The 18,753-nt window shown below is 40.8% G+C and carries 35 protein-coding genes; 8 read left to right on the forward strand and 27 right to left on the reverse strand.

Going from position 1 to position 18,753, the window contains the following annotated elements:
* Positions 1-2: 2 nt before the first annotated feature.
* From QSH13_RS02395 to QSH13_RS02515, 27 genes are all read right to left on the reverse strand, one after another.
* Positions 3-932 carry a phage minor head protein gene (locus QSH13_RS02395; RefSeq protein WP_286038774.1) on the reverse strand — a complete coding sequence of 310 codons (930 nt, stop codon included), beginning with the start codon at positions 930-932 and terminating at the stop codon, positions 3-5.
* Complete coding sequence (locus QSH13_RS02400) at positions 883-2,238, reverse strand: anti-CBASS protein Acb1 family protein (protein WP_286047513.1); 1,356 nt, start codon at positions 2,236-2,238, stop codon at positions 883-885. The genes QSH13_RS02395 and QSH13_RS02400 overlap by 50 nt, the downstream gene beginning before the upstream one ends.
* Positions 2,238-3,482 (reverse strand): PBSX family phage terminase large subunit, encoded by a 1,245-nt coding sequence (locus tag QSH13_RS02405; RefSeq protein WP_286038776.1) that lies wholly within the window; start codon positions 3,480-3,482, stop codon positions 2,238-2,240. Before QSH13_RS02405 ends, QSH13_RS02400 begins: the two co-directional genes overlap by 1 nt.
* Entirely contained in the window at positions 3,463-3,903 is a 441-nt protein-coding gene (locus QSH13_RS02410) for a terminase small subunit-like protein (RefSeq protein ID WP_286038777.1), read from the reverse strand. Before QSH13_RS02410 ends, QSH13_RS02405 begins: the two co-directional genes overlap by 20 nt.
* 147 nt (positions 3,904-4,050) lie before the next feature.
* Positions 4,051-4,236, reverse strand: coding sequence for a hypothetical protein (locus tag QSH13_RS02415; RefSeq protein ID WP_063073743.1), 186 nt, complete (start codon positions 4,234-4,236; stop codon positions 4,051-4,053).
* A gap of 2 nt (positions 4,237-4,238) precedes the next feature.
* Entirely contained in the window at positions 4,239-4,451 is a 213-nt protein-coding gene (locus QSH13_RS02420) for a hypothetical protein (protein ID WP_185900918.1), read from the reverse strand.
* A gap of 94 nt (positions 4,452-4,545) precedes the next feature.
* The gene (locus tag QSH13_RS02425; RefSeq protein ID WP_286038778.1) at positions 4,546-5,109 is read right to left on the reverse strand and encodes a Rha family transcriptional regulator; all 564 of its coding nucleotides are present in this window, start codon (positions 5,107-5,109) and stop codon (positions 4,546-4,548) included.
* Positions 5,110-5,635: 526 nt separating this feature from the next.
* On the reverse strand, positions 5,636-5,896 hold the full coding sequence (lysC, locus tag QSH13_RS18580) for an Rz1-like lysis system protein LysC (RefSeq protein ID WP_419776194.1): 261 nt from the start codon (positions 5,894-5,896) through the stop codon (positions 5,636-5,638).
* Positions 5,784-6,161: a DUF2570 family protein gene (locus QSH13_RS02430; RefSeq protein ID WP_286038779.1), complete on the reverse strand. Its 378-nt coding sequence runs from the start codon at positions 6,159-6,161 to the stop codon at positions 5,784-5,786. Before QSH13_RS02430 ends, lysC begins: the two co-directional genes overlap by 113 nt.
* Positions 6,158-6,562: a structural protein gene (locus tag QSH13_RS02435; protein WP_286038780.1), complete on the reverse strand. Its 405-nt coding sequence runs from the start codon at positions 6,560-6,562 to the stop codon at positions 6,158-6,160. Before QSH13_RS02435 ends, QSH13_RS02430 begins: the two co-directional genes overlap by 4 nt.
* Complete coding sequence (locus tag QSH13_RS02440; RefSeq protein WP_049199107.1) at positions 6,559-6,864, reverse strand: phage holin family protein; 306 nt, start codon at positions 6,862-6,864, stop codon at positions 6,559-6,561. Before QSH13_RS02440 ends, QSH13_RS02435 begins: the two co-directional genes overlap by 4 nt.
* A 95-nt stretch (positions 6,865-6,959) precedes the next feature.
* Positions 6,960-7,304 carry a hypothetical protein gene (locus QSH13_RS02445; RefSeq protein ID WP_286038781.1) on the reverse strand — a complete coding sequence of 115 codons (345 nt, stop codon included), beginning with the start codon at positions 7,302-7,304 and terminating at the stop codon, positions 6,960-6,962.
* A gap of 430 nt (positions 7,305-7,734) precedes the next feature.
* Entirely contained in the window at positions 7,735-8,490 is a 756-nt protein-coding gene (locus QSH13_RS02450; RefSeq protein WP_286038782.1) for an antitermination protein Q, read from the reverse strand.
* Between the two features lie 211 nt (positions 8,491-8,701).
* Positions 8,702-9,322 (reverse strand): recombination protein NinG, encoded by a 621-nt coding sequence (locus QSH13_RS02455; protein ID WP_286038783.1) that lies wholly within the window; start codon positions 9,320-9,322, stop codon positions 8,702-8,704.
* Positions 9,285-9,437, reverse strand: coding sequence for a protein NinF (locus tag QSH13_RS02460; protein WP_286038784.1), 153 nt, complete (start codon positions 9,435-9,437; stop codon positions 9,285-9,287). The genes QSH13_RS02455 and QSH13_RS02460 overlap by 38 nt, the downstream gene beginning before the upstream one ends.
* Positions 9,434-9,721, reverse strand: coding sequence for a hypothetical protein (locus QSH13_RS02465; RefSeq protein WP_286038785.1), 288 nt, complete (start codon positions 9,719-9,721; stop codon positions 9,434-9,436). Before QSH13_RS02465 ends, QSH13_RS02460 begins: the two co-directional genes overlap by 4 nt.
* Positions 9,718-10,158, reverse strand: a complete 441-nt coding sequence (locus QSH13_RS02470; protein ID WP_286038786.1) for a hypothetical protein — start codon at positions 10,156-10,158, stop codon at positions 9,718-9,720. Before QSH13_RS02470 ends, QSH13_RS02465 begins: the two co-directional genes overlap by 4 nt.
* A 2-nt stretch (positions 10,159-10,160) precedes the next feature.
* Positions 10,161-10,283, reverse strand: a complete 123-nt coding sequence (locus QSH13_RS02475; protein WP_259694431.1) for a hypothetical protein — start codon at positions 10,281-10,283, stop codon at positions 10,161-10,163.
* Positions 10,280-10,723, reverse strand: a complete 444-nt coding sequence (locus QSH13_RS02480) for a YbcN family protein (RefSeq protein ID WP_286038787.1) — start codon at positions 10,721-10,723, stop codon at positions 10,280-10,282. Before QSH13_RS02480 ends, QSH13_RS02475 begins: the two co-directional genes overlap by 4 nt.
* A gap of 21 nt (positions 10,724-10,744) precedes the next feature.
* Positions 10,745-10,993, reverse strand: coding sequence for a hypothetical protein (locus QSH13_RS02485; protein WP_286038788.1), 249 nt, complete (start codon positions 10,991-10,993; stop codon positions 10,745-10,747).
* 2 nt (positions 10,994-10,995) lie between these two features.
* Positions 10,996-11,274 (reverse strand): hypothetical protein, encoded by a 279-nt coding sequence (locus QSH13_RS02490; RefSeq protein WP_185901942.1) that lies wholly within the window; start codon positions 11,272-11,274, stop codon positions 10,996-10,998.
* A complete protein-coding gene (locus QSH13_RS18525) occupies positions 11,271-11,531 on the reverse strand; it encodes a DUF551 domain-containing protein (protein WP_349816255.1) in 261 nt (86 codons plus the stop codon). Before QSH13_RS18525 ends, QSH13_RS02490 begins: the two co-directional genes overlap by 4 nt.
* Complete coding sequence (locus tag QSH13_RS02495; protein WP_286038789.1) at positions 11,482-11,763, reverse strand: hypothetical protein; 282 nt, start codon at positions 11,761-11,763, stop codon at positions 11,482-11,484. Before QSH13_RS02495 ends, QSH13_RS18525 begins: the two co-directional genes overlap by 50 nt.
* A gap of 19 nt (positions 11,764-11,782) precedes the next feature.
* Positions 11,783-12,457, reverse strand: coding sequence for a replication protein P (locus QSH13_RS02500; protein ID WP_286038790.1), 675 nt, complete (start codon positions 12,455-12,457; stop codon positions 11,783-11,785).
* On the reverse strand, positions 12,454-13,377 hold the full coding sequence (locus tag QSH13_RS02505; protein ID WP_286038854.1) for a phage replication protein O: 924 nt from the start codon (positions 13,375-13,377) through the stop codon (positions 12,454-12,456). The genes QSH13_RS02500 and QSH13_RS02505 overlap by 4 nt, the downstream gene beginning before the upstream one ends.
* Positions 13,378-13,589: 212 nt before the next feature.
* A complete protein-coding gene (locus QSH13_RS02510) occupies positions 13,590-13,916 on the reverse strand; it encodes a CII family transcriptional regulator (RefSeq protein WP_049220837.1) in 327 nt (108 codons plus the stop codon).
* A gap of 134 nt (positions 13,917-14,050) precedes the next feature.
* Positions 14,051-14,236, reverse strand: coding sequence for a Cro/CI family transcriptional regulator (locus QSH13_RS02515; protein WP_036895075.1), 186 nt, complete (start codon positions 14,234-14,236; stop codon positions 14,051-14,053).
* A 95-nt stretch (positions 14,237-14,331) separates the two neighbouring features.
* On the opposite strand from QSH13_RS02515, the gene QSH13_RS02520 reads away from it, so the two are divergent.
* The 8 genes from QSH13_RS02520 to QSH13_RS02555 all read left to right on the forward strand — a co-directional run bounded on the left by QSH13_RS02520 (position 14,332) and on the right by QSH13_RS02555 (position 18,704).
* Complete coding sequence (locus tag QSH13_RS02520) at positions 14,332-15,042, forward strand: LexA family protein (RefSeq protein WP_060556824.1); 711 nt, start codon at positions 14,332-14,334, stop codon at positions 15,040-15,042.
* Between the two features lie 139 nt (positions 15,043-15,181).
* Positions 15,182-15,586 (forward strand): hypothetical protein, encoded by a 405-nt coding sequence (locus tag QSH13_RS02525; RefSeq protein WP_135024777.1) that lies wholly within the window; start codon positions 15,182-15,184, stop codon positions 15,584-15,586.
* Between the two features lie 469 nt (positions 15,587-16,055).
* Positions 16,056-16,337: a hypothetical protein gene (locus QSH13_RS02530; RefSeq protein ID WP_286038792.1), complete on the forward strand. Its 282-nt coding sequence runs from the start codon at positions 16,056-16,058 to the stop codon at positions 16,335-16,337.
* 1 nt (position 16,338) lies between these two features.
* Positions 16,339-16,650 (forward strand): hypothetical protein, encoded by a 312-nt coding sequence (locus QSH13_RS02535; protein WP_239510903.1) that lies wholly within the window; start codon positions 16,339-16,341, stop codon positions 16,648-16,650.
* Positions 16,651-16,769: 119 nt separating this feature from the next.
* Positions 16,770-17,012, forward strand: a complete 243-nt coding sequence (locus tag QSH13_RS02540) for a hypothetical protein (protein ID WP_286038793.1) — start codon at positions 16,770-16,772, stop codon at positions 17,010-17,012.
* Between the two features lie 24 nt (positions 17,013-17,036).
* The gene (locus QSH13_RS02545) at positions 17,037-17,381 is read left to right on the forward strand and encodes a hypothetical protein (RefSeq protein ID WP_137019243.1); all 345 of its coding nucleotides are present in this window, start codon (positions 17,037-17,039) and stop codon (positions 17,379-17,381) included.
* Between the two features lie 29 nt (positions 17,382-17,410).
* The gene (locus QSH13_RS02550; protein ID WP_239505098.1) at positions 17,411-17,698 is read left to right on the forward strand and encodes an XkdD/Y8K6 family phage-associated protein; all 288 of its coding nucleotides are present in this window, start codon (positions 17,411-17,413) and stop codon (positions 17,696-17,698) included.
* 64 nt (positions 17,699-17,762) lie between these two features.
* Positions 17,763-18,704, forward strand: coding sequence for a coiled-coil domain-containing protein (locus QSH13_RS02555; RefSeq protein WP_286038794.1), 942 nt, complete (start codon positions 17,763-17,765; stop codon positions 18,702-18,704).
* Positions 18,705-18,753: the final 49 nt, after the last annotated feature.

Consider the following 18,753-nt stretch of genomic DNA (forward strand, 5'->3'; position numbering starts at 1 on the left):
AGTTATTCCTCCGCCCATTGATAACCACGTTCTTTCATGGCTTCTTTTTCCTCTAACAGTTTATTGATGAGAGTCTTGTTGTAAGGTTTGCCGTCTTTATCAACAAGAACGGTTACAGTTGAGCATTTACAGTTAATTGAGTTAGCGTCACGAGCCCACCAATCACGTTGTTCATCAGACGTAAACATCTTCCCGTGTCTAGCTGCATGATTAGCCCTTGTTGTTGGGCTTAGTGCGGAGACATGAATTTCACGAGTTTCTAGACCAAGTATTTCCTTAGCTTCGTCAGCTTCATCTAATCGCGCTCTACGCAATGCGCTTGGTATCTCTGTTCTTGCTATCCGATTGGCTCGACGCGTTTCAATACCAGCTTGATTGGTTAGGTTTCTCGCTACTTCACGAGGATTTAAACCCCTCGCGATACCATCTGTAAGAATGCGAGCCATGTCAGCCTTAACCTGACCGGATAGCCCTTTCATCTCCTCGAATACACGAGTACGAACTAGAGCCATTCTTAACTGATATGGTTCACTCATCAGTATCGTTGCAAGACTTTGTTGAGTTACTGCGTAGACAGTTGATTGCTGTGCTAGGTTTGCGTACTGCTGCGCTGTTCCCCTTTCGTATGCTGTACTAACGTACTCAAGGAAAAGGAAGTTACCGAACTCTCCACCACTCAAAAGCACCTCATCAACCATTAACTCACCATCTCTCAACAGTATTGATAGATAGTTAGGGTCTAAATCGAATTGGTATTTTCTATTGACGACTGGCTCAGAGGGGATTCTATTAAGAAGTTGAATGTAGCCTTTTGATATTCTTCTAATGCGTTTCGCAAACTCTCTCATTGCGCCACGTTCTAGTTTATCGACTGATGTTGGATCAGCTTTCGTTCCGGGTCTTATCGCCGTCCTTATCTTCTGTATCTTCATCAGTTTCACCTAATGGCTCTTCGCTGTTATTTTTATGTCCAGCCGCTTCCCTAATTTCTTCGACACTAAATACTGGCTCACCAGTAGCAAGAGAGGCTTGATTAATTCGACTCATCTTCTCAGCGCTATCAAGCTTCTCAATAGCTGATTGCTCGTTTAAATCATCCCAGACAACCGCTTTCTCACCGATAGGCTCTAGTACCTTGATGTTAATTAGGTGGTCGATAAAGTCCTCTATCTCAAATGACAGTTCGCTTTCTCTACGTGATTGACATCGTGCATTGAAATACTTCTGATCTTCGGTGCTAGCTCTTTCGCCCGTTTGCATGCCAACAAGTATTTTTGATGGAATATCCATTGCGGCTGATGCGGTTTGCAAGTTAACCATATAAGTTGGTGTCGGATCAGATACAGCACTAACCAGAGGTGAAACGTTAGCCCCTTGAGTAACAAGAACCGAATCGTTACCGATGTTAATTTCTCTGGCAACTTCGTTATATATTTCCTGCAAGCCAGAGACATCAACGCCGTACATCCGTGCTATTTCATCTAACCTAGACTCTTTGTCGTAGTTGATATTTAGCTGTCTTGCTGCGTTTTTAAGGAATGACTCACCAGAACCACCCTCAACCTTTTCAAGGCTTACAAAGGCGTTATAGGCAGGCTCAAGAAAGCCGATGGCGTCAACTGAATAATCACCTAGAATGAAAACCCTATCCGGATGAATATTGATATTTCTAGTCCCACCATTCGGTAGCGTCTCCGTGTACTGCCACATGCTAGGTTGACCGTAATTAGGAGAATTAATGTCAGTCACCCAATCAGTAGGCTTAATTGCATTCGCCCATGCTGGCGTTGCTTTTTTAAGTAACTTCGACTTCGTTACAGGCTCATGCCACTTTCCACTATCATTGATATGAAGAATTAAACCCGCATAACGGCCAACAAGGCGCTTCTGATCTGCTTCTTTGAATGCTTTCCAAATACGCTTATTCACGTACTTTTTAAATGAAGCTTCCCAAGCGGTTTCTTTCTTGTATTTATCTGCTTTATCACCCTCAATCACTTGAGGTGATGTTTTCCAGCAATTACCTACGAGTTTCGTTACCCCACCAAAAGCAATACCACCACGGCGAAATAGCTTATATAAATCCTCAAAGGTTAAATCTTGTTTAAATCCGTACTCACACCAAGCAGATGAGCGTTTCGCATCAAGCCCCATGGTTGGATTAACCAAAGCCATACGGGCACGAGCTATCGCATTACTCACCATGTGATTGACGGCTAGTTTCATGTTTTCTTGCATTATCGCCTCAGTAATCGTTTTGGAACCAATAGGCCTGCGTTTGATTTTTGTGTGATATAGCCATCCAGACCATATCTAACCGCATCCCAGCAGTGGTTGTTCTTATCCTCAATAACGGGAAGAACCTCACCTGTGATCCGGTCTGTTTTATACGAGTAAAGACGGGCTTCTTTTGCTGTTTCTTTACAGCGAGGATGAATGATTATTTGCTTGAATCCGCGTAGATGTGTAATGCCATCTTCTACGCTACCTTGCCACTTCTTGGCGGCAGATATATTGAAACCTTGACGCTTTAAATAGCTGATTGTTTCGGGTCGTGCGGAGTCTGCTTTAATTGGCCACTTACGAGACTCAGGTATCTTGTCGTAAAACGCTGGCATGTGGTCAAGTTCTACGCCGATGCCGTATGCTTCGTATTCGATGTGCAGACAGTCATCAAGGATAAACTGACGTAGTAATGTATTTGGGTCTTTAGCAAAACCGAAGTCCGCACCGAATAGTAATCTGTCTGCTTTCTGCCATAAATCATCAGGGAACGATTTAACAACATATTTATTTGCTAATACCTGCTTATCGGAGTTTTCAAGATAAGCACCTTCCCAAATCCACGCGTAGGTATTCGGATCTAGACGCGTCTGGTCGTTCAGCCGCTCTTCTTCAAGCACAGACGGGAACCAAGGATTGTCTCCGTGGTTCATCTCAACAATAATTGCGTTGCTCGGAGGGTTCTTTCTAAAACGCTTATCCGTTGCGCTTCCATCTATCTCCGGGTTCCATGTCACCCATACTTCAGATCCCTCTTCGCGAACAGTAGGAATTAACTTTGACCACGCTATTTCAGATACTGATTCAGCTTCATCAATCCAAGCTATCAATATTCTTGCTTTTGATTTAATACTGTCTAAGTTGTGGCGCAATCCGGAGAATACATACCAAACTTTCCGATTCTTAGCTCGAATGAAGTTATCACCAATTTCGTAATAATTATCTAACCACGGCTCTGAACGGATAGCCTGCTTAACTTCTTCCATCGAAGAGTCGGAAAGTGAGTTCATATATTCACGACCACAGAGAATTACACCTTCAACACCAGATTCTGCAAACATTACCCCGCGAACAGCTGTCATCTTAGCGAACGTTCTTGTCTTACCAGAACCTCGACCACCCCACGATCCTCGATATCGGTAATTACTACTGAACACTGGAATTAATTTAGGCGGTATTTCAATCCTTGCTACCGTCATTACCACCTCCGGCAACTAAAACTATTTTAGTTGGTGTCATCGAACCGTCAGATGATTTTAAATCAATATCCTGAGTTACTTTGTCTCCATACTTTTTAGGGCTCATTCTTGCTAAAGCCCACTTTCTGGTATCTATCCTTAACCTTGCCTTAGCAACTGCCGCTGGCTCTTCTTTTACATCATCAGCAATATCAAACAACTCTTCAAACACGGCGTCAGCTCTTGATTCCATTGCTTTCGCGTACTGTTCACGAAAGTCAGGATATTCTCGTAACCAACGCATGACTTTAGTTGTGTTTGGCATTCCTGGTCGCTTGCATACAGTACGCAAACTTTCACCATCGGCAATTAGAGCGCATACATCGTCCGCCACCTCTGGTAAGTAATCAGAAGGGCGACCCATTTTCTTTTCAGTCGCCATTAATCAGCCTCTTTTAGAATAATTAACTGGTTTCGTTTATATATCTCCGGCAATCAATGACACCTTTGAGGATATAAACCCATATAAAACTCTATCAATGCCACTCAAAGAATGACATTTGTAGAATTTTCTAAAATGAATAATCATTTACTGTTCAACCACTGGCACATATTTAATATCACTAATCTCATCAGGTGATATGTATACCCATGATCCATCGAGTGATGCGATACCGATTAACCCATTAGTTACACGAGGCTCTTTAGTAGTCATCATGCCTTCGTAGGTTGTACCGTCTTTCTTCGTTGCTATTACGTGATACTTTTCTGACATAGTTATTCCTTGATGATGAAACTAAACTTCACGTAGCTTATTTCATCTTTGTTCACATAGATCACATCTAATCCGCATTTATCAGTACTTAGTTCAATGAATTTACCTTCATCTTTAATGTCGCATGGCAATGTTGTATATCCATAAATTAACTCACCATTTTTCATTGTTACTATCACTTTAATTCGATCGATAAAAACAGGTTGCTTTTGCATACATATCCCACCCAATAAAAAAGGCCACTAGGGCCTATTCATCGTTAAATGTTAATCAAATCAATTGGCTCAGTTTTGAGCTGTGCAATATTTATTACTTTTCATGATTTAATAACTTGCCACCGCCAACTAAACCTAATGCCATTTGGCTAATGTCACCTATTAACTTTTCAGCACGGTTTAAGATAGCTAAATCATCTTGACGTTTGCGTAATCGGCGACCCGCATCACTTGAATCTTCATCAGAAGCTTTTCTTGCCACAGCTAACATGTGTTGTAATTGCTGGATGGTAAATCCAAATCCTGATTCAGCTTCTAGCTCAGTCATATGATCGAACACTTGTGCTTGAAGCTCGTAGCTGTAACTCATGGCCATCAAACAAGCTTCACGCTTAGGGAATTTACAACACGGGTATGAGCGACCTTTATTGTCGATGTAATCGGCGTAAAATTTCGCTGATTGATTTTCACCCAATACTTTAGGAACTTTCCTTAAAAAGTCCTTATGTTGTAATTTTCTATGCTTCTTGCATGGGAAACTTAACCCTTCTGTCTCAGCCTTTGCCTTTCTATCTGCATTGATGTAATCAACCATTTCTAAGCTAGTCATAGTTGGTTGTTCAGATATAGCATTATTGATGACTGATAATTTTGTCATGATACTGTCCTTACTTAGTAATGAACCCTTGCCACATAGGAAATCAGCCCATCGAAGCAGTATCAGCTATAACTGATCTCCCCAAAGGCTCATTCCTAAATAACGGTTCGATGTTTTTAGATGTGTGTGCATGTGGTGCACAGGGTGAAATGCGATTTATGCAGATACGGGATTATCCCGTATGTAAAACTCGCAACCATCATCACGTATCACTACGTTACTTTGGTCACTTACAGCTCCCCCGTCAGACAGATGAAATCACCCCCTTATATGGCGGAATTGCATCCATTAAAAAGCCCCCTAATTGGAGGCTCGTTGTTTTCGTTTGGTAATCCAGCCAATGCGGAATATCACAAAAGGAATTGTTAAGTTGAACACTGATAACCTTAATCCAACTGTCGGGCTAAAATCAGGGCAGTACGCAAGGTGAAATAATGCATACAACCTAGAATCATTTTTCCTGGTCGTGTACCAAAGCTCTTTATCTATCCCAATGCTCAAATAAAGTCGCTTGATGAAAATACATTTATCCATTCCCAACCTGTCGTTGTTGTTCAATTTCCCGTATTGCTTTCTTGTCTGAATTACATTGCTCAATAACCGATAAAAGGGAGATGTTTAACATTAATGATTCTCCCCATGTCATTTGTTCTGGTATATAGGGTAATAGGCAATCAGCGGTTAGGTGTGCCGGTATCGCTATATGTTCCACTGGCACGTATTCTTTCTGAATAGTCGTGCATCCTGATAAGAGCGTCATTAGGAATAGCAGTATTGGCACAATCATTATTGACAAGAACAGTTTTGATAACCGTTTTAACTTTTTCAGAATCCACGGCTGACCTATTCCGCTCTTCGCTATTAAGTGATGAGACATTATTGATAATCCTGAATGTTCGGTTGGCGTTTTCTGTGATTGAGTTTTGGCGTGAGAGTTGCTCGGTGAGCGATTGGTTTTCTTTGCTCAGTTCACCAACTTTTACAACTAAGTATTGGAGTGAAAAAACACAAATCACAGAGCCAATTAAAAGAACCCATTTACCAATACTCATAACAACAACCAAGCATCTTCAAACACTTTCTGACTGTATGGCTGATATCCAAGCTCAACACCAACAATCGCTGTGGCCAATGCAATAGCAACCGGTTTAGATGAAACATTAATAGGCTCATTTACGCTAACACCAATATCTTTAGCTGCTCGATTGATGTAGCCAACTGTGTTGTTTTCATTTGGTGGCGCATACCGATCGATAATCGACTCGACAGTGTTGAGTTCGTATTTCTTTTGGTATGTCTGCAGTAATTTATAAATTGCACGAATACCGTATTCAGGTGATACAAATTGGCAAAAGTCTTTATCTGTTTGCTGTGCGGATAGTCCTTGCCATTTCGAACCGTGTCTAATGTTGCCCGGATTGTTATTGCGCTCACCGCGTGCTGGTCTAGTCATTTCTTACCCCCTGTAAACTTATCCCAGAAGAAATCCAATGCTAAAGAGCCAGCGGAACCACATAAGCCAGCCGTAAATAACGTGTAATAGAATGAGGCGTTAAGCTCTATTGATATAAGACCGCCCATCATCCCAGCAAAGCCAGATACGAACATTTGCATAATTGCCCCTACCCAGCTCCACCGATAACCGTTACGTTTATTGTCAATAATGTATCTAGCCAATCCGCCGTATAGGGATATAGCGAATATGACACCCCATGCGGTGGCACTGAATTTGTCTTTCTCGTCCATTCGTGTCATACCGCCTCCTTTTTGGAGGAATTAGTTAATAGAACGCCGACTCACAGCTCTTGTGTGAATGTGAGGTGTTGTGATTGATTCTGTGGTCGGCATGTTTAGGAAAGGATAATTCTGGCGAAATTAACTCCGCCCATATGATTTAGTTTTTCATGCATAAGGAGTTTATTGCAGAACATGTGTTGGTATATTTTATTGCCACAATTTTTAAACAACCCGCTATCCTTAGTTAGGTTGAGAAAAACATTAATGTTGCAACCTGTTAGAATTACATCAATATAACCATCACTACGTTTCACATAATCGCTATCTTCCGCAAGTTGAAATAATCTTTTAGCGGACTCATAAACATTCGCTTTTACTTCAGCTCTTTCAATAATCGCTTTTCTACGTTCATCAGCTATATACCGATCATTGGTTGCCTTTAAATCATTAATCGTCATATCAGCCTCCAAACAAGAAATAACACTATGCGTTAAGTTGACTTAACGTATATACGAAAAAAGACCGCCTAAGCGATCTTCTGAATATGAACTATCCGGTAATTCCGGATGGATGAGCTTATAATGATAACTTACAGGTTGCTATTCCCTCGAATTCGGGGGAATTAAATAAAGTGGATGTGGGTGCCAATCTCCACAGTCTCGGTATTCGATGCGCTCTACCGCATTCCCAAGCTTCCTATTTCCGAGCATCAGGCTATTACTGGTGCTAACTGGCTTTAGCATTATCCACTAATCAGATAACAAAAAACCCCGCCGAAGCGAGGTCTTGAATTCTTTTAACGTTAACGAAATGACAATAACCCATCGTTAGAACGATATTTACACAGAAAAGTGCAAAAGTCAATTCATTCGTTAGAAGTATTCGTTTTTAATTTGTTACCTTTTTTAGTATGTAATCTGCGTTACTTTCTCCTTTTTCACACTCAACCGCCAATGACTCATAAAATTTACTAACTGAACGCTTCCATTGATCAATCGTAACCCCTAAATGAGACACAGCCTGAAAAGCCTTTGATGCAGGTATTCGTTCGTAGCCACGACCAGAACAACGCTTACAAGGCATACTGACAGCTTCACCGGTTAACATTAACGTTTCCTTGTCTATTGCCATGCCACGCCCTTTGCAGTCATTACACGCACAAGAAACATAACCTTTACCATTACACTTATCACAAGTGCATAACTCGGTGTCATTAATAATGCGAACTTCTTTACCAAAGACTTTTTTAACCTTAATCGCCTTTACCTTAAAACCTGATCCATTGCACTTTACGCACTCAGTAACACTTGATGCAGATCTGCAATAATCTGCATAAGCGAATTTTGCGAGTATTTGCATTACCTTTCGCTTAACATTCATATCGAGCTTGCGTAAGGCTGGAACCTTGTCGCAATGATTCAATGCATGCCGAGTTAAAAGTTGTATCGCTTTGTCTCTGTCATTTCGGCTTATTCCCATCTTCCCCAAGAATGCTGAATAGCCGAATGACTCTTTACTCTGACACATGCCAAAAGCACCCATAACATCAGTACCGGTTAATCTATCTGGTGATGTTGAGCTAGGCGCATCTGATATTGATGTGGTTTTAGCGAAGTGATATTTAACAGCGCTTTCTAGGTTCATCTCGCCTCCGGTAATACTGTGTGATATCTATCGCAACCGACTGAGTACATAATCCGGTTACCACATCTCTTTGCCTGTACAGTTTCGACAACCTTCATGAATCCGTTATTTAATTGAATAACTGATAAATAGCGCTTTGTTTTATCACCAGTGCGCTCTGTTAATGCCCTAAACCTGCATTCTTCAATAGCTGCGATTAAGTCAGTAAACATTAAGCCACCTCCGAATATTGATCCTTTCGCCTTTTCTCATACCAACGGGCCCTACGAGTGAATATTGATTTCATTCGCTTGAGATATTCGATGTCGAATTTACGGACCGTGTTATCGTGCTCTAAACGAGTTACTCGCTCTTCGCCGATTTTATTGATGAGATTAATGCGATATGGAATGAGATTTCCTGACAGGTCCCTATCGCAGTGAACACAGCCAGCATGAATATTGAGTAAATTAAATCTTAAATGACTTGCTGAACCCCTTGACCTGTAATGACTAGCATCTACGGACCCACCTCTTACCCCATAATTTAAGGCTCTACCACAAGCAATGCAGGGTTGCCCGTAGTCTCGCCAAAAGATGTATTTATTTACTGCCGCTTGGGCCTCTTTGTTCCAGTCTGATTTTGTCTTTAACTTTTCCTTTCTGGCCCGCAATATTTTTCTTTCCTCAGATAAACGTTTTTTACGGTCCTTTTCTTCGGTCCGTTTAATTTCATTTGAGGCGAATTTTATTGCGCAGGATGTGGAACAAACTTTTTGGGTAGATAGGTAGGGAGTGAATTCTTTGTTGCAGACTTTACAGGTTTTGAGCTTCGGCGTTTTTACCTTCGCCACTCTTTTCCTCCTTGATTTTTTCCATCACCTCAAGATGTGGATATTCATTTACGCATTCATCGCAAACATAAATTTCATCATCTGTTAGCTGTCTATTGCATGATTGGCAGTTCATTGAGCACCCCTCTTTACTGATCGCTTAGCTTCTCGTCTAATAGCGACACCTAATCGCTCTAGCCAGTCTCCGTATTTGAGCAAGGCGTCTATTTCATCATCAATGCGAGGGAATCCATCCATTTCAACGTTTAAATCAAAGTTGCCGAAATCATCCATGGATAAATGAATTTTCTGCTCTAAGCATGTATTCCCGTTATTATGAATAACGCTATACGTTTTTGTGAATACAGAGCTGCTCTTTTCAAACTTAACCAGCTCCATATTTGTTGACTTAGTTTTCACACTCTCACCCCACTCAATAATGAATCAAATTTCATCAACATCGGATTACCCATCCCTGAGACGTTGGCCTTATCGACAAACTTTAATCTGCACTTAAAGTCATCATCTTGTTGCTTTGGCTGTTTTGGCTCTTTATCCTCAGATTTTTTAGCCTTAGGAAAAAGCGGCAAATTGGCTCGACGCTCTCTTTCAAATTGCATTCTCAGTCGAGTAATTGCGTCATCTCTAACAGCGTAGTTGCGGATCATTTTGGTACCAGACCCTCTTTCGCTACTAACCTCCCTGATACATTTAAATTCAAGTAGTTTTCTGATAACTGTTCCTGAACGGTGAGGAGTTAAGCCAACTACTGATGAGATAGCTTTATGGTTGAATGATATAAATTCGCGAACTGCTACTATTACATTTGCATAGTTTTTGTATTGTTCGTCAGTCATAATTACTTCCTGTTTAAGTTATGGCGGTTAATATGCTCACGGCGACTTTCTTCGATAAATCGAACCAACTTCTGAGCCTCTTCTAACTTCTCGTCATACTGCTTTAACTTTTCTTCTGGCGTCATTCGTCTTGTTTCCTTTTCAATTTCATGTACTCACTGTTGTCAGGTATCGTCACGAAACAATTTATACCTACCGCCCAGCGTTCAACCTGCTCCATAAAGTGGAACATTTCACCTGTATCAAGTTTTGATGTTTTCCGAAGTGTCCTTACGCGCTCTGTAAGCTGTGTAGTAACGTCAATCATATCGACCACCTCATAACCTAGAAATGTATGCTTAAGCATCTCCTTAACGGTTTCTGGTGTGTAATTGGCGTTGTTCTTGCATAGGTATTTACTTATCTCTGCGCACCATAAATGAAAAGTTGCATTCTGAGATAATGAACGCTTGTTTTTCCAAGGCTTAATAATGATTCGGTGTGGTTGGTTTGTTGCTAGAACTTCTTTGAGGTGTTGCCATGCGGTATTTTTGGTTGATTCGTGGAAGAGAAAATCTGCTTCCAAGTTAACCTCCTGCCTTAATTTCTATTCCACTTCCTTGTATACATACACTGGCTCAGTAGCGTCGCAATCATTTTTATCATCCCAGATGCCAACATTGGAATGACAGCAGGAAGATACATCTGCCTTGGTGTACTCAATAACCTCGCCATTAATCACAACGTTATTTTCATTGACCTCTACTGTTTTGCATTCCCCGCAGCCATTATGGCAATAAAAACACTCGCCATCTTTTAACGGTCTAACTTTGTATGTTGCTATTAATTTACTCACTGTTAGCTCTCCTGTTCCAACCTAATGGCTTCCACTTCTGCAAGCGTCAGACTATCGACTGAATATGGATTGTTGAAATAAACCGTCGCCTCTTTGAATGCCGTAGGAAAACCAGCTACTAGCGTCCCAATAACAACAATCGGGATAAATAAAATAACTAATAACCACTTGTCCATGTAGCACTCTAGCGAGTTCCATTCATCCACTTTTGAATGTTGATAAAATGACAATTTACGAGTTGGAAATAGCTTATTGTGAACTTTGCGTTTTATCTTCATCATTCACCCTCTGGCATTGGTGGGAGTGGCATCCAGTGAGTTACGTTTCCTTGCATATTCCCACGGTAGAAGCCTGTTAATTTAGCCCTATAACCGAACCTAAATTCCCTAATGTAATCAGCAATGAATACCTCGCCATATAGTGAATCAATATCACAACACAAAACCGGTGTTTTATATGGTGGCAATCTCTCGCTCACCTTAACCCAATTAGTTCCCTGCATTAGATGCCTCCCGTTGATATTTTGCATTGTATTCATCAATTTTCTTTTGAAGATACTCTTCACTTCTTCGATACTTAATGAATGCGCATTGGATTTTCATTAACCTGATCATCACATTGCCCCTCGGCATTAACTTTTTCCTGTATTTCAAGTGAGCTCTAAAGAACGGCATTGAATACTCACTATCAATAGGATGTTGTCTATCAGCCAATGCCATTGCTTGTAAGTCATATCGATTGATTAGCTCTCTTAACGTTGTTCCTTTCATCTAAAAATCCTCTTGCGTGTTATCTGAAGCCATGCTTTTGCTTCAAATTGGCGATTATTGATAGTGATTTATTGCGGCTTGTTGGTGTGATCTTGTGTTCGACTTGAAGTGCCGGCGCTGGAATAGTTTCACCTGACTTGATTCTTGCAGTCATGCTCCGTAACTCTTTGGCACAAAGCTTCTTAACATCACTATCAGTTAGGCTTTTACTTCGCATCTCAGAGTAAATTTTGGTAACCATCCAGTAGCAAGCGTTTGAGGGCCATTTCATTTCACGCCAACCACGCATTTTGCAGTATTCTCGATAGAGTTCGTAAAGCTGATCCTCGTCAGGCAAACCAAGAGCCACATAATCCTCTTCCTTGCACCACTTGATAAATTGACCAACAGCAGGCCAGAAAGGGTTATCACTTGCTCTGGCGTGTCGCATGCCATTTTGAAGTTGCTCTCTGGTAGTAATTCCATTTTCTGCAAAGGCGGCGATCCATTGTCGCTTTGCAGTAAGTTCCTCTGACTCGTTTTTGAAAATGGTGTTTACTGAGGCTGGAAATATTTGTTTCAGATTTCGGAATAATACATCGACTAGTTGCTCAGCATGATTATTTACAACTTTTTGCGGGGTGCTACTCTGAGCCATTCTAGCCAATGCACCTGCATCACGATTAGCGATTGCAGTAGCCAGATTAGTCTTCATATAAAATCATTCTCCCATGCTTCACGAGTATTCCAGTTCTGTGCTGGTTCAGGATCAACCTGTCGCTTACCTCGATTGGGTTGTTGGCTCTGTATGGTCAATGTGTCCCATTTCTCACGTAGTTTTGCGGGAGATAACACGTTGCTACACCAGAACGAGTCACGATTAGCCCATTTAAACATTCTGCAAATATCTTGGTGTGTATGTCCGTCTAGTTGTCTCATCAGGCGAACATCGTTAGCCCATGTTGACCAATTAGGTTCTTTAGTCGTAGGACTTACAATCAACACTTTCTCGTAAATCCATTGAGCAGCTTTTAGGTCTTCAGCATTACCCCATTTGTCCCCTTTCTCTGAACTCACAGCTGCATCAGGTTTTACCTTACGAGGCACAGAAGATTTTTTTCTCGGACGATCATTTAATAATTTATTATTAAATATATATTGTTCATGATGTGCGGATTCATGTGCGTTGTTATGTGCGGGTATGCCGTCTAAAGGTGCATGAATTATGGCTTCATCATGTGCGTTATTATGTGCGTACTTATGTGCGGGTACATTGACTAAATTTTGAGTATAATCACTGTAATTTGTGATGGTTATCACCGTGCCTTTATGCTTCTCTCCTTCGATTGAAATCATCCCCTCACGAACAAAAACAGCCAGCATTCGATTAACCGTATCTCTACTGGTTGGCTTGCCGTTCCTGTCGCACAGGTTTAGCCCTAGATTGGCTGGAGTGGTAACCAGTTGACCAGCCTTTAAATGCCATATATGACCTTTGTAGTTGGCTGTGTATGGCTCGCTCTGAGCTTCTAACAATAAGTTTTCCCACAGTGCTCTAAGATAAACATCTTTAGCCCATGACTTATTTTTTATGCTCCTGTACAACGGGATGAAACCTAGTTTCTGGTTTTCCACCCTGTTGCTCCTTTGTTGTCTTGCAACACCAAGATCGTAGAATTTAGCTGTATTCACCACGACCTCCATATCTGTTTGTTAAGTAAACAGAATCCATATATAATTACTCCATTAATTAGCTGTATCAGACAAGAGAAGCCTAAATTTCTCTTGTCGTAATTACTGGTTATTGATACAGTGTATTTGTTAGTCTAAATGGTTAAGTCCATTTGTTAATGCGCCTCGGTTGCTCCAACAATCGGGGCGTTTTCTTTTGTTCTCATCTGTGACAGTTCACCTATTTGTTTCCATAAAAAGCGGTATTCTTCCTCTGATATTTTCCTCTCACCTTCCATCACAAAATCGACTATCCCTGATGCGACTAATGTCTCGCATATCTCAGGATATTTTTCAGTTCTGCGTAGGATAGTTGAGTCATGAACACCTAATGTTTTAGCGACCACTGACTGAGTTTTATTTCTCAATGCCTGTAATGCCGAAGCCATCAAGTGATTTGAAATGAATTTATTAAATTGTTTGCGTGTATTTGTGTATTCCATGGTTTAATTTCCTTATTAAATTACTTCTCGTTAGAGAACAGCAGTAATGATCCGTGGCTCATTCCATATGAGCGGATTGTTTGCTCTGAGAATTTACTCTGAGCGGTCTAGCGATGTTAAAGAGCTGGTGATACTTATTTACCTGATGGGAACGGTTTAACTTCTTCAGCTTCAACTGTTCCATCTTGTTTTCTGATAACGAAAATATTTCGTTTTTTTAAAATTGCTTTACTTATCGCACTTTGCCTAACACCTAACAATTCAGCCGTTTTGTGTTGTCCTAGCTCAGTAGCAAATTTAGTTAATGGGACTCTTTCCATAGTTTCTCCTTTTTTAATTATTATCACCGCAAGTGATAAAATAGTCAACACCTGCGGTGATTGGTAAATATTCCATTTGGTAATAAAATTGCAGTATGAAAAAGAAACCGATCACAGAAGAACAAAAAGCTGATGCTCTTCGCCTGAAAAATATCTTTGAGGCAAAAAAGAAAGAGCTTGGCTTATCACAAGAAACCCTAGGCGATTCAATCGGCATGGGGCAGAGCGCTGTTGCTCAGTTATTGAATGGAGTAAACGCTCTAAACATAGAAAACGCGGCAAAGTTAGCTGAGGCGTTACAAGTTACCGTTGATGAATTTAGCCCATCCCTAGCTAAAGAAATTAGAGGCATGTTTAAGGCTGTCAGCCCATTAAAAACACCAAGCATGGATGAGAAATATCAATACCCTCTATTCACTAAGGTACAAGCTGGCGCTTTCTCAACAGAATTTAACTCATATACTCAGAAAGATGCTGTGTCGTGGATACCTACAGCTAAGAAAGCCAGTGAGCGCGCTTTTTGGTTAGAGGTTGAAGGCCAATCAATGACAGCGCCACCAGGAGGAAAGCCAAGTTTTCCTGAAGGAATGCTTATCTTGGTTGATCCTGATGAAGAGGTTGAGTTCGGAGATTTCTGTGTCGCTCGCTTGCTGAATGATGAGTTCACATTCAAACGATTGATTAGAGAAGGTGGAATATCATATTTAGAGCCGTTAAACCCACGCTATGACCTGATCCCTATTAACGGTAACTGTACAATCATAGGTAAGGTAATCAAGTCACAATGGCCTGACGACACGTTTTAGATTGCTTAAGTAAATAATTAAATTAATAGCCCATACGCTTCAGTCGAAAATGGATGTATACATTAAATCCCAAACAAGATAATGATGAAACCAAGGTAATTGTTGGTAGCAGATATTCGTTAAACATAAGGATCTCCAGATGTCATATAGTGATGTCATGTCAACTATTGCAACAATAATATCATTTATTGCAATTCCTGCAACGTACTATAACGGCATACGTGTTGGGCGTATAAATGATAAAAGAAAAGAATTTAATGCAGTTGCAGACCCTATCTACATAAGGCTCATTAAAGCCAAGAAAGATCTAGATTTAGGGCTATGTGTTCACCGTTCTTTAGTTAATGAAAAAGAAATATTAAATCTTTCTATTCATATGAAAGAAAAGGAAAGAGAAAAGCTGATAGTGGCTTATAAGGAGTTTTGTGATGCTGTATCAATGATTAAGTGGGATAAGTATCACAAACCAACTTTAGAAGACGATGTAAGGCAGAAGATAGTAGAAAGCCTTAAGCCTCTTATAGACTTAACAAAACATAGATAACCCCAGCCCTCCCTGCGAGGGCTTTTTTGTGCCCTCTCCCCTCCAAATAAGTGACCTACATTCCAATCTGAGATTTTTTTGAAAATAAATTATCTGAAAATACAACAAATTAACACCGCCAGTTATATTATTATCACCTGCGGTGTTGACTTATAAATCACCGCTGGTTATATTTATCACATCGAAGGCAAGGAGCCATAGATAAACAGGATGTTCGCTCTTTTACAATTAGGAACGCTCAGAATAAATTTTCAGAGCAACCACTGAGTGGTTTTTGGGGTGCGGTAGCTCGCTGTGAATCGGAAGTGAACTATTCGCGATAGTCATTACGGTTGCAATACGCCGTCAAGTGCCTGTTGAGTGCGCACGATGCAAGCAGACTGACAGCCAAAGCTTAGGGCGCCATGTGTGAAGCATGGAGATAGCAAATAGATTGCCCGCACCACCAAAGATCACTTAGGAGGCAAATATGGCAACAATAACTTTTAAAGAGAATTCAAGAACTCGCAGACGCAGAAAGCAAGGTGAGTTTTTGGCTCGAAAGATAGCTATGAGAAGTCGCTCAGTGGAAGAAATTTGGGATTCAATATTTGGCGTTGAGAAACCAGAACGCCCTGTTCTCTCTCTCAAACCAACAAAGCATTATCCAAGTGGAGATAACTGTTGCTTGCCAAATTCTAGTATTTACTCAGCTAAATATAGAAAATCTGGTACGCTGTTAGAATCTGGTGAAGTAACTGCGAGGGTTTAACATGGCGAAGATAAAGTATCTTCCTCAAACAGGAAAGCTTAACTCTAAAATGCGTAGGTATTTGGCTAGAGGAAAGCTAATTGAGTTAAAAAGAGCTGAGGCGCTTATAGCTAAAGAAACAGATCCCAGCGTTGTTGTTGACCCATATAAACCAATTGAAGTACCTAATGGAACATTAACAGCAACCGATAGAGCCTTAATGAGTGGGGCTTTACCAAGAGACTGCGAGCCAAAAGATAACGCACCTAAAGATGACATTATGAATAGAGTTGTAAATCACGCTCATCAAAGAAACCCAAATAAAAAATGGTGATTTACGCCAATCAATCTAAAGCCTCGCAACCGCGGGGTTTTTTATTACCTAAATTCTAATAGTTAACTAATCCCAGCCCATTCTGTGGGCTGTAGTGAGTTGATTAATAGGAGGTAAATGTGACCGAATATCAAATTGAACGCATGAAACATGAAATAGCCGAGAGAATGGAAGCTCTTGAATTTCTCAGGGATAACATTGGTTGCTTTCCTGAATATATGGATAAAGTGGTAACTGGACGGTTATTTAGGGGTTGGCGATTTGTTAAGGATCTAGATAACAACGAGATTCTTTTTGCTAATTGTCTTCAACCTGCAATTACTAAACGTGAGTTCGATTTGGTAGTCGGTGACGTTTACTAGTTGATTAATAGACAGGAGATAGAGATGGATTACAGTAAATGTAATTTTGTTTCAGCTTTGCAGATTTCGCATAGTTCAAGATACAAGCCACAAATAAGGGTTAATGTGAAAACAGGGAATGTCTCGATAAGCCGACATGTCAACGAAGGGCTTCCGTTTGTTTTGATATGGGTAGATGAGAATAAAAAAGCAATACGCTTAAAAATGTCAGAAACCGAGGGTGTTAGGGTTCATTACGATGTAAAGACCTGCCTTTTCCATCTTACCAATAGAGTTCACGAGTTGATTCTAGATGGATTCGATTCCGCTAAGTCGAAAGTAATAGTCTTAGAAAAAGGTGATGACGGTGCGTGGTATGGCAGGTTCTAGCATCGTGTTTAGTTAATAACGGAGGGAGTATGACAGATAAAACAATGGAATTTAAAGGAACGCCTGCGCCTTGGAAATATACAGTAAGAAACGCCAATGAGATAATGACAACTTTTCACGGCGTGACAATTGGTGATGTTTATTTAGATATCACAACAGCCAATCAGAAGGCAGACGCCCATCTAATCGCAACAGCACCAGAGTTATTAGAACAGTTAATCAGACTTCGAAATAAAATTGCAAGCTATAAACCAGATGATGACGATGATTTAGACATCGTTGACGCTGTAATCGCAAAAGCCCTCGGTCAGCAGTAACCCACCACTTAATCATTCATATCGCTATTAATAGTGAGGAATACACACATAAGGAATATAGAAAATGGCAAATGAATTAGTCGTAATTGAACAAGCTACGGCGCTAGATTTGTTTACGGCACCAGAAAAAGTAAATCAGATGCTGGAGCACATTAAATCTCTTGCAGAAGAAGAGCGTAAAGAACTCGACAGTGATTTCTCAGTAGCTAAAAACCGAAAGGCTTTTGCATCTCTGGCGTACAAAGTTGCTCAAACAAAAACGTATATCGACAAGGAAGGTAAAGCGGTTGTCGATAAGTTAAAAGAGCTACCTAAAAAAGTTGATGCTAGCCGTAAGATATTTCGTGACGAGCTAGATGCATTAAGCACAGATATTCGCAAGCCACTAACAGAGTGGGAAGCACAAGAAAAAGCTCGCGAAGAAGCCGAAGCGATTAAGAAGCAAATCGAAGTTGATCATGAAGAGGCTCTGCAAATGAACGATCTGTTTGATTTACGCAAAGCTGAAGAAGAGCGCAAACGCATTGCTCGTGAAGAAGAAATGAAGCGACAAGCTGCGGAACAGGCAAGACTTGAAGCTGAGCGCAAAGCACAGCAAGAAATTGAAGCAGCAGCTAAACGTGAGCGTGAAGCAAAAGAAGCCGCTGAACGTGCAGAGCGTGAAAAGCAGGAAGCAATTCAACGTGCAGAGCAAGCAGCAAAAGAAGCCAAGGAAAAGGCAGAGCGTGATGCTAAAGAAGCTCAGGAGCGAGCCGAACGCGAGAAACAATTAGCTATCGAAGCTGAGCGCAAGAAAGCACAAGAAGCAGAACAAGCGCGATTAGCAGAAGAAGAACGTAAGCGTCAGGAAGAAGCTAAACGTCAGGCTGATAAGGAGCATCGTCGCAAGTATAACCAAGAAACATTACAAGCCTTAGTAAGTAACGGATTTGATGAAAAATTAGCGACTGAATTTATTAAGTTAGTTGCTAGTAATAAAATCCCCCACATGACAATGAACTACTAATACCCACCGCACCAACACCAGATAACCACCCTATCGCTCACCTAGCGAG

It is taken from the genome of Proteus faecis (assembly GCF_030286765.1).
GTDB lineage: Bacteria > Pseudomonadota > Gammaproteobacteria > Enterobacterales > Enterobacteriaceae > Proteus > Proteus faecis.

Bases quoted from the DNA above. Each gene is read 5' to 3' on its own strand.
- QSH13_RS02395 (WP_286038774.1), bottom strand. From the start codon at position 932: ATGAAGATACAGAAGATAAGGACGGCGATAAGACCCGGAACGAAAGCT.
- QSH13_RS02400 (WP_286047513.1), bottom strand. From the start codon at position 2,238: ATGCAAGAAAACATGAAACTAGCCGTCAATCACATGGTGAGTAATGCG.
- QSH13_RS02405 (WP_286038776.1), bottom strand. From the start codon at position 3,482: ATGACGGTAGCAAGGATTGAAATACCGCCTAAATTAATTCCAGTGTTC.
- QSH13_RS02410 (WP_286038777.1), bottom strand. From the start codon at position 3,903: ATGGCGACTGAAAAGAAAATGGGTCGCCCTTCTGATTACTTACCAGAG.
- QSH13_RS02415 (WP_063073743.1), bottom strand. From the start codon at position 4,236: ATGTCAGAAAAGTATCACGTAATAGCAACGAAGAAAGACGGTACAACC.
- QSH13_RS02420 (WP_185900918.1), bottom strand. From the start codon at position 4,451: ATGCAAAAGCAACCTGTTTTTATCGATCGAATTAAAGTGATAGTAACA.
- QSH13_RS02425 (WP_286038778.1), bottom strand. From the start codon at position 5,109: ATGACAAAATTATCAGTCATCAATAATGCTATATCTGAACAACCAACT.
- lysC (WP_419776194.1), bottom strand. From the start codon at position 5,896: ATGATTGTGCCAATACTGCTATTCCTAATGACGCTCTTATCAGGATGC.
- QSH13_RS02430 (WP_286038779.1), bottom strand. From the start codon at position 6,161: ATGAGTATTGGTAAATGGGTTCTTTTAATTGGCTCTGTGATTTGTGTT.
- QSH13_RS02435 (WP_286038780.1), bottom strand. From the start codon at position 6,562: ATGACTAGACCAGCACGCGGTGAGCGCAATAACAATCCGGGCAACATT.
- QSH13_RS02440 (WP_049199107.1), bottom strand. From the start codon at position 6,864: ATGACACGAATGGACGAGAAAGACAAATTCAGTGCCACCGCATGGGGT.
- QSH13_RS02445 (WP_286038781.1), bottom strand. From the start codon at position 7,304: ATGACGATTAATGATTTAAAGGCAACCAATGATCGGTATATAGCTGAT.
- QSH13_RS02450 (WP_286038782.1), bottom strand. From the start codon at position 8,490: ATGAACCTAGAAAGCGCTGTTAAATATCACTTCGCTAAAACCACATCA.
- QSH13_RS02460 (WP_286038784.1), bottom strand. From the start codon at position 9,437: ATGAACTGCCAATCATGCAATAGACAGCTAACAGATGATGAAATTTAT.
- QSH13_RS02470 (WP_286038786.1), bottom strand. From the start codon at position 10,158: ATGACTGACGAACAATACAAAAACTATGCAAATGTAATAGTAGCAGTT.
- QSH13_RS02475 (WP_259694431.1), bottom strand. From the start codon at position 10,283: ATGACGCCAGAAGAAAAGTTAAAGCAGTATGACGAGAAGTTAGAAGAG.
- QSH13_RS02490 (WP_185901942.1), bottom strand. From the start codon at position 11,274: ATGATGAAGATAAAACGCAAAGTTCACAATAAGCTATTTCCAACTCGT.
- QSH13_RS18525 (WP_349816255.1), bottom strand. From the start codon at position 11,531: ATGAATACAATGCAAAATATCAACGGGAGGCATCTAATGCAGGGAACT.
- QSH13_RS02495 (WP_286038789.1), bottom strand. From the start codon at position 11,763: ATGAAAGGAACAACGTTAAGAGAGCTAATCAATCGATATGACTTACAA.
- QSH13_RS02500 (WP_286038790.1), bottom strand. From the start codon at position 12,457: ATGAAGACTAATCTGGCTACTGCAATCGCTAATCGTGATGCAGGTGCA.
- QSH13_RS02510 (WP_049220837.1), bottom strand. From the start codon at position 13,916: ATGGAATACACAAATACACGCAAACAATTTAATAAATTCATTTCAAAT.
- QSH13_RS02515 (WP_036895075.1), bottom strand. From the start codon at position 14,236: ATGGAAAGAGTCCCATTAACTAAATTTGCTACTGAGCTAGGACAACAC.
- QSH13_RS02520 (WP_060556824.1), top strand. From the start codon at position 14,332: ATGAAAAAGAAACCGATCACAGAAGAACAAAAAGCTGATGCTCTTCGC.
- QSH13_RS02525 (WP_135024777.1), top strand. From the start codon at position 15,182: ATGTCATATAGTGATGTCATGTCAACTATTGCAACAATAATATCATTT.
- QSH13_RS02530 (WP_286038792.1), top strand. From the start codon at position 16,056: ATGGCAACAATAACTTTTAAAGAGAATTCAAGAACTCGCAGACGCAGA.
- QSH13_RS02535 (WP_239510903.1), top strand. From the start codon at position 16,339: ATGGCGAAGATAAAGTATCTTCCTCAAACAGGAAAGCTTAACTCTAAA.
- QSH13_RS02545 (WP_137019243.1), top strand. From the start codon at position 17,037: ATGGATTACAGTAAATGTAATTTTGTTTCAGCTTTGCAGATTTCGCAT.
- QSH13_RS02550 (WP_239505098.1), top strand. From the start codon at position 17,411: ATGACAGATAAAACAATGGAATTTAAAGGAACGCCTGCGCCTTGGAAA.
- QSH13_RS02555 (WP_286038794.1), top strand. From the start codon at position 17,763: ATGGCAAATGAATTAGTCGTAATTGAACAAGCTACGGCGCTAGATTTG.